Here is a 13,361-nt window from a genome sequence, read left to right on the forward strand (position 1 = left end):
CCGTCAGTTTCGGAATGTAGATTGAGACATAAAGCGTCTCATTCTACATTCCTCCAACTTCCTACGTATTTAAACGGGCCTCTTTCGCTTTTCTTATTATATGATAAAATATAAGAATAGAAATGCATGTTCGTATGCAATGGGGAGAGAGAGTTTTTGATAGAATATATTAAAGGTACTGTTGAGTATATTGATACAGAATATATTGTTATAGAATCAAATTCGATTGGGTATAAAGTTTTTTGTGGGAATCCTTTTACTTTCCAGAAGTATCGCAATCAGGATGTTCAGATTTATACGCATCATTATGTGAGGGAAGATTTGATTGCTTTATATGGATTTCCGACGCGTGAGGAGCGTCTTTTGTTTGAGAAGTTGCTGAATGTTTCTGGGATTGGGCCTAAGGGTGCATTAGCAATTCTTGCGACGGGTGAACCTGATAAAGTTGTTAGTGCTATTGAGCTAGAGGATGAGACGTTCTTAACGAAGTTCCCGGGTGTTGGTAAGAAAACAGCAAGGCAGATTATTCTTGATCTTAAAGGAAAGTTGAAAGGTTTCGGTGCTCCAGAAGAAGGATTATTTGCTGTTGAAGAGACACAAGAAGATGGTGCTCATGAACTTGATGAAGCGATTGAGGCATTGAAAGCACTTGGTTATGCTGAACGGGAGATTAAGAAAATTAAGCCTGGACTTCAAAAAGAAGTGCTTTCTACAGATCAATATATCAAAAAAGCGCTTCAGCTTATGCTGAATCGTTAAGGAGGGGTTAGATTGGAAGAACGCATTCTATCTGGTGAGCAGGTCGGTGATGACTCATCCGTAGAATATAGCCTCCGTCCACAGCGATTGAGCCAGTACATAGGACAGGAGAAGGTGAAGCGTAATCTTGAGGTGTTTATTCAGGCGGCAAAAATGCGTCAGGAGCCTTTAGATCACGTTCTGTTATACGGTCCCCCTGGTCTAGGGAAGACGACTCTTTCTGCGATAATAGCGACTGAAATGGAAGTGAATCTTAGAACAACCTCTGGCCCAGCAATCGAGCGTCCGGGTGATCTTGCTGCCATTTTAACAGCGCTTGAGCCTGGGGATGTTCTATTTATTGACGAAATACACCGTTTACCGAGAAGTGTTGAAGAAGTACTTTATCCTGCGATGGAGGACTATTGCTTAGATATTGTGATAGGAAAAGGAGAGACTGCCCGTTCGGTACGTCTTGATCTTCCTCCTTTTACTTTAGTTGGAGCTACGACGAGAGCTGGACTTTTAACAGCACCCCTTCGTGACCGATTCGGGGTCCTTAGTCGATTGGAATACTATCAAGAAGATGAATTGCAAACAATTATCATGCGTACTGCAGATATCTTTGAAGTTGAAATGGACGTGGAAGCTGCTGTTGAACTCGCTAGACGTTCACGTGGAACGCCTCGGATAGCGAATCGATTATTAAAGAGGGTGCGAGATTTTGCTCAAGTCAAAGGAGACGGGATAATCTCCTTGTCACTTTCTACTCAAGCATTAGAGATGATGCAGGTAGATCCTCTAGGACTCGATCATATCGATCACAAGCTTCTTCTTGCTATAATTGAAAAGTTCCGCGGTGGTCCAGTTGGTGTCGATACGATCGCTGCTACGATTGGTGAAGAAAGCCATACGATTGAAGATGTATATGAACCATATCTCTTGCAAATTGGTTTCTTACAGCGAACACCTAGAGGTCGAATGGTAACTCACCGCGTGTATGACCATTTTGGAATGAAGGAGCTAGAGTAACAATGGGAGTCTCAAAGCTTTTCATTACATTAGGGATTCTCTTCCTTGTTATTGGAGTGCTCTGGTCATTCATAGGAAAAATGCCTGGTGACATCGTAATAAAAAAGGGAAACACAACCTTTTTCTTTCCGATTGTCACCTCTATTGTTGTAAGTATCTTACTGTCGCTTCTTTTTTTTATCATAGGTAAATTTCGATAATTGAAGAAGCTATGGTAAGATCGGTTGGTGGAAAAGATATTCTTGAAGAACAGTGGTGAAAAAATGGACGTTAAAGATTTTGATTTTGAACTTCCGGAACATCTTATAGCGCAAACGCCATTAAAGGAACGTACTAAGTCACGTTTGATGGTGCTTGATCCTGCAAATGAAAAGATGTCACATCGTGAGTTTCTAAATCTAGAAGAATATATTAAACCGGGCGATTGCCTTGTACTGAATGATACAAGGGTAATGCCTGCAAGGTTATATGGAATGAAGGACGAAACTGGAGCTAAGATCGAAGTTCTTCTTCTGAAACAAATAGAAGGCGACCGGTGGGAAACGCTTGTAAAGCCAGCGAAACGTGTGAAGCCTGGAACGAAGCTAACGTTTGGCGATGGCAGATTAACCGCAGAATGTGTGGAAACACTTGAGCATGGTGGACGAGTATTTGAATTCGGGTACGAGGGCGTTTTTTATGAAGTACTCGATCAGCTTGGTGAAATGCCATTACCCCCATATATTACGGAAACACTGGACGATCAAGATCGATACCAGACTGTCTTTGCGAAACACCGTGGTTCTGCTGCAGCACCTACTGCAGGTCTACACTTTACAGAAGAGATGTTAACAAGACTTGAAGAGAAAGGCGTTCATATTGCTTTTCTAACGCTTCATGTTGGTTTAGGTACCTTCCGTCCTGTTTCAGTGGATAATATTTATGAGCATGAAATGCACGGTGAATTTTATCAGCTCACAAAAGGAACTGCAGATTTATTAAATCGTGTGAAAGAACAAGGTGGAAGAGTAATCTCAGTTGGTACAACTTCGACACGAACGCTAGAAACAGTGGCTTCTAATAGTAATGGGGAGTTTGTAGAAGCTTCTGGTTGGACAGACATCTTTATTTATCCAGGTTATGAATTCAAAGCGATCGATGGCTTAATCACAAACTTTCATCTGCCACAATCCACTTTGATCATGCTTGTCAGCGCACTCGCAGGAAGACAGTTTGTACTGTCAGCCTATAAAGAAGCGGTTGAAGAACAGTATCGTTTCTTTAGTTTCGGTGACGCCATGTTGATTTTGGAAGGGAGTTTGAAAGAATGACGGAACCAATTCGTTATGAATTAATAAAAACATGTAAGCAAAGTGGTGCGCGATTAGGCAAACTGCATACTCCTCACGGAACGTTTGAAACTCCTATGTTTATGCCGGTAGGAACGCTAGCGACGGTGAAAACGATGAGTCCTGAGGAGTTAATAGAAATGGGAGCAGGTGTGATCCTTAGTAATACCTATCACCTTTGGTTACGTCCAGGCCATGATATTGTAAAAGAAGCCGGTGGTCTTCATAAATTTATGAACTGGGATGGACCAATTCTTACTGATTCTGGGGGCTTCCAAGTTTTTAGCTTAAGTGACTTAAGGCAGATTGAAGAAAAGGGAGTTCATTTCCGAAATCACCTTAGTGGAGAAAAACTTTTTCTTTCTCCTGAAGGTGCGATGGAGATCCAGAACGCACTTGGATCTGATATTATGATGGCTTTTGATGAGTGCCCTCCTTATCCTGCTGAGTTCGAATATATGAAAAGCTCTGTAGAACGGACGAGCCGATGGGCAGAAAGATGTCTTGCAGGTCATCAAAGGAAAGATGTTCAGGGATTATTTGGCATAGTTCAAGGTGGAGAATATGAAGATTTACGTAAGCAAAGTGCAGAAGATTTAGTTTCTCTCGACTTTCCTGGATACGCAATTGGTGGATTATCAGTAGGGGAACCGAAAGATGTAATGAATCGAGTACTTGAATTTACGACACCTCATTTGCCAAGTAAGAAGCCGCGTTATCTCATGGGTGTGGGCTCTCCGGATTCCTTAATCGATGGAGCGATCCGAGGTATCGATATGTTCGATTGTGTGCTTCCTACTCGTATTGCCAGAAATGGTACATTGATGACGAGCAACGGACGCCTTGTTGTTCGTAATGCGAAGTATGCGCGTGATTTCCGCCCTATCGATGAGAATTGTGATTGTAAGGTGTGTAGGAACTATTCACGAGCCTATATACGCCACCTTGTAAAAGCGAATGAAACGTTTGGGTTCCGATTAACGACTTACCATAATCTATATTTTCTGTTAAACTTGATGAAGCAAGTAAGGCAGGCGATTATGGATGATCGTCTCCTTGACTTTAAGGATGAGTTTTTTGAACAGTACGGATTTAATTTACCTGGTGCGAAAAACTTTTAATCCATAGATAGGATCATTGCTAGAAAGGGGTGAAATGGTTTGGGTTCAACATTAACAAATTTAATTCCGCTTATTTTAATGTTTGTGATTTTCTATTTCCTTTTGATTCGTCCTCAACAGAAGCGTCAGAAGAAGACTAGAGAGATGCAGGCGAGCCTTGAAAAAGGACAAAAGGTTATTACGATCGGTGGTATGCATGGAATCATCGATGCGATGGATGAAGGTACGATTACAGTTCGTACAACTGATGGAACAAAGATGGTTTTTGATCGTGCAGCAGTACGTGAGGCTATCACTGAATAATATCATCAAAAAAGCGCCCCAATGAGGGCGCTTCTTTTCATTTTGTAGAGAAGCCCTGATAATTGTAATCCATATATCGTTGAAGTTTGAATAACAGTTGCTTTTCTGTAGATGAAAGTCCGTTTATCACGGGAGTTAAGCGATATTCACACCTACTAGATTCAGGTGAATCATAGCGAACTTTCCAACCGCTTATTATTAGGTAATCATCTGGTTTATTTATCTAGCCTTATTTAATTCGCTTTGCTTTTGTCTTGTTTTCATATCATACATAATAATGTTGATTGGAGCGGAAGGATGCTCGACACCTACGGGAGGAGGCTCACCGCCCGCCCCGTGGAAAGTGAGCATCCTGGAGCGGAAATCACCTCCATATCCGTGCAGATGGTCCTTAAGACTTTCTCGACAATCTGAGCGCCCCTATGAGGGCGCTATTTTTTTAGCTTTGGGTTCGACTCCCGCCTCTTACGTTCACTCCAATGATGCCCCCGAGGGTGCAGACACCGAGATATCCTGCATGAAAAATCATTTGTTCTGTGCCCATGGTAGATCGATATCCTAAATACTGAATAAGAAATAATAGAACCATATACATCATTGCGGTACCTAAACCAAGCATCCAACCCCGTTCTCCACCTTTTCCTCCCGAAATAAATCCACCGATGAAAAACGCAATTACTGTAGTTGTAATGACAATTGGAGCAATTCCATTTTCAGAGACAGAAGAAAAACGAAGAATAAGAGAAAGTAATACGCTCGTAGCGAGGACAATCGTTACGATTGTGACCATACCTGATCCCATAGCAGAGAACGCATGTTTTGACCTCATCATAATCCCCCTTTTATATGAATGGTTTGTACATTCTATTCACACTCTCTTCATTTAGAAGTCAATCATGATTTAGGACAGCCCGTCATACGATTATAGAAAGTAGCTAGGAAAGGGGCAGCAGGGATTGGAAATGAGTATAGCGCTTATTATTTTTGTTCTTGCTTATATAGGGATTATTACCGAGAAAATAAATAGAGCCCTTGTTGCCTGCGGAGGCGGATTGTTGATGCTCCTAGCAGGTATTTCAACGGCTGATGAAGCGTTTGTGAAGCATATAGATTGGAATACGATTGCCCTTTTGTTTTCTATGATGATTCTTGTTTCCATCACTAGTCAAAACGGGATTTTCGAATACATTGCCATTCAAATGGCGCAGAAGGTAAAAGGTCATCCGCTTCCGCTTCTTGCAGTTGTAGGATGCTTAACTGCTGTTGGTTCTGCACTTCTTGATAACGTAACAACAGTTCTTCTACTTGTTCCTATTATTCTTACGTTAACGAGAATTTTGAAAGTAACCAGTATGCCATTCCTCATTACGGTAATTCTCTCTTCAAACATAGGTGGAACGGCAACATTGATAGGTGATCCGCCAAATATTATGATTGGGCAAGCAGTAAAACATCTTGATTTTAATGACTTCCTTTTTAATCTCGCTCCAATTGTAGGGGTCATTTATGCTGTAATCATAACTGGTCTGCTACTTTTTTATAAAAAGCGTCTTGTTGTAGATGATACGCATCGAAATACGTTGATGAGGATGAATGCAGAGGATTATTTGAAGAAAGGACCATTGCTCGTTAAATCGTGTATTGTTTTGATTATGACGATTATCGGATTCTTACTTCACCCGATCCTTCATACAGATATTACGAATATCGCGATGGCTGGAGCCGTCCTTTTACTTCTAATTACACAAAATGAACATAAAGTCGAAGAGGTTTTCTCTTCTATCGAATGGGTTACACTGTTTTTTTTTATAGGGTTATTCATACTGATTGGTGGTTTAGAAGAAGTAGGCATTATCGATGAGATTGCTAGGGCGATTTTGCTATATACTGAAGGTGATATGCCGAAAACGTCGATCATTATATTATGGGGATCAGGAATATTGTCTGCATTTCTCGATAATATTCCTTTCGTAGCAGCGATGATTCCTGTGATAACTGAGTTTTCAGGATATGGAATGACGAATCTTGATCCACTTTGGTGGTCGCTTGCACTAGGATCTTGTCTTGGTGGAAACGGAACATTGATCGGAGCATCCGCCAATGTCGTAGTCGCGGGGCTTGCAATGAAAGAAAATCACGAAATCAGGTTTGTGCACTTCTTATTAATAGGTCTCCCTGTTGTAGTTGTTTCATTACTCATATCCACCGTATATATTTACTTTAGATACTTGCTTCCCTTCTATTAGAAGGGAAGTTTTTTTGTTTCCATTACCTTCCTTTATGCTGTGAGCGTCCACTGGTCACACTAAGAATAAGGATGAAGAAGGGAGGCGATTGTGAATGGAGTATTCAACGATGATTCTTAGAACACTGGTTTTGTATTTCGTAATCATACTCGTTTTTAGGATAATGGGTAAACGAGAAATCGGTCAGTTGAGTGTTCTTGATTTTGTTATCTCCATTATGATCGCCGAATTAGCTGTCATGTCGATTGAAGACCCTAGTACCCCTATGATTAGTACATTTATTCCGATTAGTGTCTTAGTTATTATCCAATTGATTATGGCACTTATTTCTTTAAAAAGTGAAAAGATTAGAGAAATTGTGGACGGAAAGCCGACAGTTCTGATTGAGAAAGGAAAAATTGACGAATATGAAATGAAAAAACAGCGATACAATTTTGATGATCTCCTTGTTCAGCTAAGAGAAAATAATATTAGTTCAGTGTCGGATGTTGAATTTGCAATTCTAGAACCCACTGGGAAGTTATCTGTAATCAAAAAAGACCAGAACGAAGAAGGTTATCCCGACTCACACCTCCCGTTACCTCTTATATTGGATGGAAAGATTCAAGGTGAGCATCTTGAGAGAATTGACAAAACAGAGTTTTGGCTCCGTCAAGAATTAAGAAAGGTTGGTCAGAGAAGCATTAAAGATATTTCATTTTGTTCACTTCATAAGAATGGAAACTTTTTTATCGATTTGAAAAATGAGAAAAAGTAACCGGAGTGGTTACTTTTTTATTTAGTGATTTGATATGATTTAAACAGTAGGATCTAGTGAACAAATTTACCGATAAGTGGAAGACGTCTTAGATCACTTCTATTGACTAAACCTAGGAGTAGTAACAAAACGACATAAACAATAGAAGTGCTAGTAATAGCCAGAATCGATCCAGGTATGTCTGAAGGCGCATCGATCATTAACTTATAAAATATGTGACCAGCGTAGCTAGCTAGAATGATACTGACCACGCCCTTCAGGATATCGCTCACTACGATTGAAAATCCAATCGCTTTCACTAACGTAGCAAAATGAAGAAGTGTAACAAGTAGTATTCCTATTACAATCGCAAGCGCGGCACCCATAATTCCAAGTTCAGGACGTGATGCAAGGAAGAAGATAGCTGCTAGCTTGACGACAGCTCCGATGAAGCTGTTAATCATAGCTGCTTTTGCAAGATCAAGTGCTTGCAGAGCTGCAGCAAGAGGTCCTTGAAAATAGAAAAAGAAAAAGAATGGGGCCATCACTTGAACATATATCGCCACATGAGGTGCGTTATACATGATCTCAAGGAGTGGTTTTGCAAATACATACATAACAACAACCGATATTCCACCAGCGACCATAGAGAGTCGAATTGCCTGACTTAAGCGGTGTTGAATTTGCTTGAACTGCTTTTGTGCATATGCTTCGCTGATAGCAGGTACAAGTGACACTTGTAGGGAGAAGGTTATGAAAGTAGGAAGAAAGAGTAGCGGAATCGCGAGCCCTGCTAAATTCCCGTACTGTTTCGTTGCAATCGTAGCTGCAATCCCTGCGATTGCAAGACTTCGAACAACCATTATTGGTTCAAAGAAATAGGATAGCGATCCAATCAGCTGACTGCCTGTCGTTGGAAGAGAGATACTCATTAGATCTTTAAAGGTACTTCTCCCGCCTCTTAAATATGAAAAAAAATCGCTCCTTATCTTTATTCTTTTTTTCATTTTAAACATAGAGAACATATAAATTAGTGAAGCTAGTTCTCCAAGCACGACTGAAATCATTGCACCTGCTGCAGCAAATTCAACGCCATATGGCAAGAAGGCCCCGGTTAGGATTGCAACTAAGCAGATTCGAACGATTTGTTCAATTACTTGTGAATAAGCTGAAGGTCGCATGTTTTGTAGTCCCTGAAAATAGCCTCGAAGAACGGATGACATCGCAACGATGGATACTACGGGTGCAATTGCGATCAATGGATAGAAGGTACGATGATCGGTGAAGAATACTTTCGATAGAACAGGTGCGGCAAGTACCATGATGGTTGTGAAGACAATGCTTAATACGGTGGTTATCGATAAGGATACAATGAGAATTCGTTTAATCTTTTGTCTGTCACCTTCAGCATCTGCTTCTGCTACCATTTTTGAGATTGCGACAGGGAGTCCGAGCCTTGTTAGTGTAATTGTGAGGATCAAGGTAGGAACCGCCATCATGTATAACCCTACTCCCTCATCACCCATCACTCTGTACATAACGATTCGATTAATAAATCCTAGGATTTTGGTGATTAACCCAGCAAATATAAGTAAAAGTGTACCTCTTAAAAAGGTTTGCTTCGACATAAATGAACCTACTTTCCATACATAGTAGCCTTGCAAAATTATAGAAAAGTCTAGATATTTTTTATCACTATGTATATGCTTAGTAGGGGACAAAGCATGACAGGCATATGGGAGTGTTTTAATGAAAGATGAAATTAAACAGTTTGTAGTAGAGAACCTCGACTTCCTTCCACAGGAAGCGATTGTGGTAGTGGTTTCTGCCCTTCCAATACTAGAACTCAGAGGTGGTTTACCACTGGCTTTTACGTTCGATATTCCATTCTGGGAAGCATTTTTCCTCAGTTTATTCGGAAACGTATTGCCAATCATTCCACTACTCTTATTATTCAAACCGCTAAGTAATTGGATGATGAGGTTCGGATGGTATAATCGCTTTTATGAATGGTTATATCAACGTACGCTAAATAAAAGTAAAAATGTTGAAAAGTATGGAGCGATCGGACTTATCCTATTTACTGCCGTACCGTTGCCAACAACAGGTGCTTATAGTGCTTGTGTAGCCGCATCGCTTTTTGCGATACGGTTTAAATATGCTTTTCTATCGATCTTAACGGGAGTCGTTATTGCTGGCCTTGGAGTAGGTGCGGCAATTTATTCAATTTTTTAGAAAGAGAGGAGACAGAAGGATGGAAGACTGGAAAAACGAAGTATATCCTGCACTTGAAAGCAAGAGAGACGAGTTTCACCTGTTGGGCTATGATAGGGCTACTGTTGATGAGATCTGGAGTTGTCTCCTTGCTCGTATAGAACGAAATAATGATAATGAAGAAATCAAACTTCACCAACTTGTAAATGACATCATGAGATTGTCTGCGAATGAATATATGAATTGGTTGACTATTCATGCGTACAGGGGTACAGGTTGGGTTAGTGAAGAGGAAAGTTTGCATAATTGAACAATAATTGACAGAAAAATCTATATTTCGGTATAATATGTAGTATTATGGCATTTTAACCTACATACGTTATTGCTGTTGGCTTAGAGAGGAGTTTTTATTCCATGGTAAAAAAAGGCCGGATTGTTTCGTTCTTTTTGATTGTTCTCCTTCTAGGGGGATTGATTGGAACGACGGTCCTAGGTGTGACAAAAGACATCAAACTTGGTCTTGATCTTCAAGGTGGCTTTGAAGTTCTATATAAAGTAGAACCCGCCCAAGATGGACAAGAGCTTTCTAAAGACTTGTTGAATAGTACAGTGAGTGCACTTTATAAACGGATCAATGTTCTCGGTGTATCAGAGCCTCGAATCACGATTGAAGGGGAAGATAGGATCCGTGTACAGTTAGCCGGTGTAAAGGACCAAAATCAGGCTCGTGAGCTTCTGTCTACGCAGGCTGAACTCACATTTCGAACGGTTGATGACGAAGAGAAGATGAGCGGTGCAGATTTAAAAGAAGGCGCTGCTAAAGTAGTTTTCGAGAAAAATCAGCCAGTGGTTCAGGTAGCTTTGAAGGATCCTCAACAATTCGCTGATATTACCGGTGAAATTATGAATAAACCTTTTCCAGATAACCGATTAGTGATCTGGTTAGATTATCAAGAAGGTGACTCGTACAAAGAAGAAGCGCAAAAACCTGCTGATGAACAGAAGTTCATTTCTGATCCATCAGTAAGAGAAGTGCTGTCTCAAAATACAGTTATTATTTCTGGACCACCTTTTACAATTGAAGAAGCAGAGAATCTAAAAGAGCTATTGAATGCAGGATCCCTTCCTGTAAAGCTAGATGAAATCTATTCAACATCGGTAGGAGCACAGTTTGGAGAAAAGTCACTAGATAAAACAATAACAGCTGGATTTATTGGAGTAGGCTTAATCTTCCTATTTATGCTTTTCTATTACCGATTCCCAGGTATGATCGCTGTTATCACGCTAAGTACTTATATCTATCTAATCCTTGTCGTGTTTAACTGGATGGGAGCTGTATTAACACTACCAGGTATAGCGGCATTGATTCTCGGAGTGGGTATGGCCGTTGATGCCAATATCATTACGTATGAGCGGATAAAAGAAGAAATACGTTCAGGTAAATCGATCATGTCTGCTTTCAAAGCTGGTGGAAGACGATCATTTACAACGATTTTCGATGCCAACATCACTACTTTGATCGCTGCTGGTGTACTGTTTGCATACGGTACAAGCTCTGTAAAAGGGTTTGCAGTAATGTTGATCACGAGTATTATCGTAAGCTTTTTGACTGCTGTTTGGGGGTCACGCATCCTACTTGGACTGTGGGTCAAGAGCAGGGCATTGAATAAAAAGCCCGGACTTTTTGGCGTGAAGGAGAGTGAGATCGATGAGCTCTAAACTAAGAAATATTGATTTTGACTTTGTGAAACATCGGAATAAGTTTTTTATGATTTCACTAGCCTTGATTGTCCTTGGAGGATTGGTGCTTGCAATATTTGGCCTTAATCTCGGTATTGATTTCTCAAGTGGCTCTAGAGTGGATATTAATTCGGAGCAGAAGCTAACGACTGAAGAAGTTAGCTCTGAATTTGATTCCCTTGGCTATAAGCCTGAGTCGGTAACGCTAGCAGGTGGCGGCGATATGGCTGTTGCGGCTTTTAAAGATGAACTTGAGAAAGAAGAAATCAGTGAATTGAAAGATCATTTCTCTGAACTTTACGGTGCAGAACCGAATGTAAGTACAGTTTCACCTGACGTTGCAGTGGATCTTGCGAAGAATGCATTTATTGCAGTTGCGATCGCCTCTATAGGGATCATCATCTACGTAGCAATCCGGTTTGAATGGTTACAGGGAATGGCAGCAATTGTTGCGCTTTTTCATGACGCATTCTTTATTATTGCGGTATTCAGCTTATTGCAGATTGAGGTGAATATTACCTTCATCGCTGCTGTTCTGACGATTGTCGGGTATTCGATCAATGATACGATCGTAACGTTCGATAGAATTCGAGAAAATATGAAATTAGAGAAAAAGGTTAAAGACTTTGAAGACGTTGCTCGTGTTGTGAACAAGAGTCTTGTTCAAACACTTGCTCGTTCGATCAATACTGTTCTAACAGTTGTATTTGCAGCTGCTGCGCTCACTATTTTTGGAGGAGAAGCAATCCGTCCATTTGCGATTGCATTGCTAATCGGACTAGTTGCTGGTACGTATTCTTCTCTATTTATTGCCTCACAAATATGGGCTGTGTGGAAAGGAAAGCAACTAAAAAAGAAGAAGTTCTCAACGGCTAGTAGTGAAGCTTAGAGAATAAAAGCCATGGCTATGCCATGGCTTTTACAATCGGAATTTTTTTGTGTTATGTGAGCGTATTGAAGGGAAAGGCTATAGTGAATAGGCACAATTAGAGGTGAAGACATGAATAAAGAAGAGCGTTTTCGCAAAGCGGAGGTAGCAGCACTTATTGGCATAATCGCAAATATTGCTCTTGCTGTTCTGAAAGGAGTAATTGGATATATAGCGAATAGTCGTGCATTGATTGCCGATGCTGCCCACTCTGCTTCTGATGTTGCAGGATCATTCGCGGTTTTAATTGGCCTTAGGGCTGCCAAGCTTCCTCCTGATCGGGATCACCCATACGGTCATGGAAAAGCTGAATCGATTGCTGCAATTATCGTTGCAGTATTGCTTCTCCTCGTTGGAGTGGAAATCGGTATCAGTTCTGGACAAGCGTTGTTTGAACCTATCGAGGCGCCAGGTCAACTCGCTTTGTATGCAGCACTTATTTCAATCATCACGAAAGAAATCCTGTTTCGATACAAGTACAAGTTAGGAAAAAAGATTAACAGTGATGCTCTTATCGTCAATGCATACGAACATCGTTCAGATGTATATTCTTCTATTGCCGTACTCATAGGTATAACTGGAGCTCTCCTTGGAAGCTTCTTCAACATGTCCTGGCTTGTCTATGCAGACCCTGTAGCCGGAATATTTGTCTCGATACTTATTGGGAAAATGGCAGTTAAGTTAGGCTTTGAATCGATTCATACTACATTAGATCACGTTTTACATGATGAAGATACAACGCATTATGTGAAAGCAATCAAGGAGATGCCAGGTGTACTTAATTTGGATGAGTTTTATGCGAGAGAGCATGGTCATTACGTCATCATTGATATTAAACTCGGGGTTGACCCCGACATCACCGTCAAAGAGGGTCATGATATCGGAAAAGCTGTGAAAGAACATCTATTAAAACAAGATGAGGTTCATGATGTCCTCATTCATATCAATCCATATGAACCAAAGGAAAAAAGTTGA

General features: G+C 40.6%; 15 protein-coding genes. 13 read left to right on the plus strand and 2 right to left on the minus strand.

Features of this window, described 5'->3' with window-relative positions:
• Positions 1–156 precede the first annotated feature (156 nt).
• From ruvA to yajC, 6 genes are all read left to right on the plus strand, one after another.
• Entirely contained in the window at positions 157–759 is a 603-nt protein-coding gene (gene ruvA, locus SJY16_RS06705) for a Holliday junction branch migration protein RuvA (RefSeq protein WP_377888333.1), read from the plus strand.
• 12 nt (positions 760–771) lie between these two features.
• Positions 772–1,770 carry a Holliday junction branch migration DNA helicase RuvB gene (ruvB, locus tag SJY16_RS06710; RefSeq protein ID WP_377888335.1) on the plus strand — a complete coding sequence of 333 codons (999 nt, stop codon included), beginning with the start codon at positions 772–774 and terminating at the stop codon, positions 1,768–1,770.
• A 2-nt stretch (positions 1,771–1,772) separates the two neighbouring features.
• Positions 1,773–1,970 (plus strand): DUF2905 domain-containing protein, encoded by a 198-nt coding sequence (locus SJY16_RS06715; RefSeq protein ID WP_377888336.1) that lies wholly within the window; start codon positions 1,773–1,775, stop codon positions 1,968–1,970.
• Between the two features lie 63 nt (positions 1,971–2,033).
• Positions 2,034–3,080 carry a tRNA preQ1(34) S-adenosylmethionine ribosyltransferase-isomerase QueA gene (gene queA, locus SJY16_RS06720; protein WP_377892091.1) on the plus strand — a complete coding sequence of 349 codons (1,047 nt, stop codon included), beginning with the start codon at positions 2,034–2,036 and terminating at the stop codon, positions 3,078–3,080.
• Entirely contained in the window at positions 3,077–4,219 is a 1,143-nt protein-coding gene (gene tgt, locus SJY16_RS06725) for a tRNA guanosine(34) transglycosylase Tgt (protein WP_377888337.1), read from the plus strand. The genes queA and tgt overlap by 4 nt, the downstream gene beginning before the upstream one ends.
• A gap of 39 nt (positions 4,220–4,258) precedes the next feature.
• Complete coding sequence (gene yajC, locus SJY16_RS06730; RefSeq protein ID WP_377888338.1) at positions 4,259–4,522, plus strand: preprotein translocase subunit YajC; 264 nt, start codon at positions 4,259–4,261, stop codon at positions 4,520–4,522.
• Positions 4,523–4,961: 439 nt separating this feature from the next.
• Here the strand turns inward: yajC and SJY16_RS06735 are convergent, their stop codons facing one another.
• Positions 4,962–5,354 carry a TIGR04086 family membrane protein gene (locus SJY16_RS06735; protein WP_377888339.1) on the minus strand — a complete coding sequence of 131 codons (393 nt, stop codon included), beginning with the start codon at positions 5,352–5,354 and terminating at the stop codon, positions 4,962–4,964.
• 130 nt (positions 5,355–5,484) lie between these two features.
• Between SJY16_RS06735 and SJY16_RS06740 the strand changes: the two genes are divergently transcribed.
• Both SJY16_RS06740 and SJY16_RS06745 read left to right on the plus strand, forming a co-directional pair.
• Positions 5,485–6,768 (plus strand): ArsB/NhaD family transporter, encoded by a 1,284-nt coding sequence (locus tag SJY16_RS06740; RefSeq protein ID WP_377892093.1) that lies wholly within the window; start codon positions 5,485–5,487, stop codon positions 6,766–6,768.
• Between the two features lie 94 nt (positions 6,769–6,862).
• The gene (locus SJY16_RS06745) at positions 6,863–7,525 is read left to right on the plus strand and encodes a DUF421 domain-containing protein (protein ID WP_377888340.1); all 663 of its coding nucleotides are present in this window, start codon (positions 6,863–6,865) and stop codon (positions 7,523–7,525) included.
• A 53-nt stretch (positions 7,526–7,578) separates the two neighbouring features.
• Here the strand turns inward: SJY16_RS06745 and spoVB are convergent, their stop codons facing one another.
• On the minus strand, positions 7,579–9,132 hold the full coding sequence (spoVB, locus tag SJY16_RS06750) for a stage V sporulation protein B (RefSeq protein ID WP_377888341.1): 1,554 nt from the start codon (positions 9,130–9,132) through the stop codon (positions 7,579–7,581).
• 121 nt (positions 9,133–9,253) lie between these two features.
• On the opposite strand from spoVB, the gene SJY16_RS06755 reads away from it, so the two are divergent.
• The 5 genes from SJY16_RS06755 to SJY16_RS06775 all read left to right on the plus strand — a co-directional run bounded on the left by SJY16_RS06755 (position 9,254) and on the right by SJY16_RS06775 (position 13,361).
• Positions 9,254–9,739 (plus strand): COG2426 family protein, encoded by a 486-nt coding sequence (locus tag SJY16_RS06755; protein WP_377888342.1) that lies wholly within the window; start codon positions 9,254–9,256, stop codon positions 9,737–9,739.
• 19 nt (positions 9,740–9,758) lie between these two features.
• Positions 9,759–10,028 (plus strand): post-transcriptional regulator, encoded by a 270-nt coding sequence (locus SJY16_RS06760; protein WP_377888343.1) that lies wholly within the window; start codon positions 9,759–9,761, stop codon positions 10,026–10,028.
• 104 nt (positions 10,029–10,132) lie between these two features.
• Positions 10,133–11,437 carry a protein translocase subunit SecD gene (gene secD, locus SJY16_RS06765; RefSeq protein ID WP_377888345.1) on the plus strand — a complete coding sequence of 435 codons (1,305 nt, stop codon included), beginning with the start codon at positions 10,133–10,135 and terminating at the stop codon, positions 11,435–11,437.
• Complete coding sequence (gene secF / locus SJY16_RS06770) at positions 11,427–12,347, plus strand: protein translocase subunit SecF (protein WP_377888347.1); 921 nt, start codon at positions 11,427–11,429, stop codon at positions 12,345–12,347. The genes secD and secF overlap by 11 nt, the downstream gene beginning before the upstream one ends.
• A gap of 111 nt (positions 12,348–12,458) precedes the next feature.
• Positions 12,459–13,361 carry a cation diffusion facilitator family transporter gene (locus SJY16_RS06775; RefSeq protein WP_377888348.1) on the plus strand — a complete coding sequence of 301 codons (903 nt, stop codon included), beginning with the start codon at positions 12,459–12,461 and terminating at the stop codon, positions 13,359–13,361.

Source organism: Alkalihalobacillus sp. R86527 (assembly GCF_042466185.1).
In the GTDB taxonomy this organism is placed as follows: domain Bacteria; phylum Bacillota; class Bacilli; order Bacillales; family Guptibacillaceae; genus Guptibacillus.

What these genes read in the sequence shown, in the direction of transcription:
- SJY16_RS06775 (WP_377888348.1), top strand. Translation starts at nt 12,459, where the DNA reads ATGAATAAAGAAGAGCGTTTTCGCAAAGCGGAGGTAGCAGCACTTATT.
- secF (WP_377888347.1), top strand. Translation starts at nt 11,427, where the DNA reads ATGAGCTCTAAACTAAGAAATATTGATTTTGACTTTGTGAAACATCGG.
- spoVB (WP_377888341.1), bottom strand. Translation starts at nt 9,132, where the DNA reads ATGTCGAAGCAAACCTTTTTAAGAGGTACACTTTTACTTATATTTGCT.
- queA (WP_377892091.1), top strand. Translation starts at nt 2,034, where the DNA reads ATGGACGTTAAAGATTTTGATTTTGAACTTCCGGAACATCTTATAGCG.
- SJY16_RS06745 (WP_377888340.1), top strand. Translation starts at nt 6,863, where the DNA reads ATGGAGTATTCAACGATGATTCTTAGAACACTGGTTTTGTATTTCGTA.
- SJY16_RS06735 (WP_377888339.1), bottom strand. Translation starts at nt 5,354, where the DNA reads ATGATGAGGTCAAAACATGCGTTCTCTGCTATGGGATCAGGTATGGTC.
- tgt (WP_377888337.1), top strand. Translation starts at nt 3,077, where the DNA reads ATGACGGAACCAATTCGTTATGAATTAATAAAAACATGTAAGCAAAGT.
- SJY16_RS06755 (WP_377888342.1), top strand. Translation starts at nt 9,254, where the DNA reads ATGAAAGATGAAATTAAACAGTTTGTAGTAGAGAACCTCGACTTCCTT.
- SJY16_RS06740 (WP_377892093.1), top strand. Translation starts at nt 5,485, where the DNA reads ATGAGTATAGCGCTTATTATTTTTGTTCTTGCTTATATAGGGATTATT.
- secD (WP_377888345.1), top strand. Translation starts at nt 10,133, where the DNA reads ATGGTAAAAAAAGGCCGGATTGTTTCGTTCTTTTTGATTGTTCTCCTT.
- SJY16_RS06760 (WP_377888343.1), top strand. Translation starts at nt 9,759, where the DNA reads ATGGAAGACTGGAAAAACGAAGTATATCCTGCACTTGAAAGCAAGAGA.
- SJY16_RS06715 (WP_377888336.1), top strand. Translation starts at nt 1,773, where the DNA reads ATGGGAGTCTCAAAGCTTTTCATTACATTAGGGATTCTCTTCCTTGTT.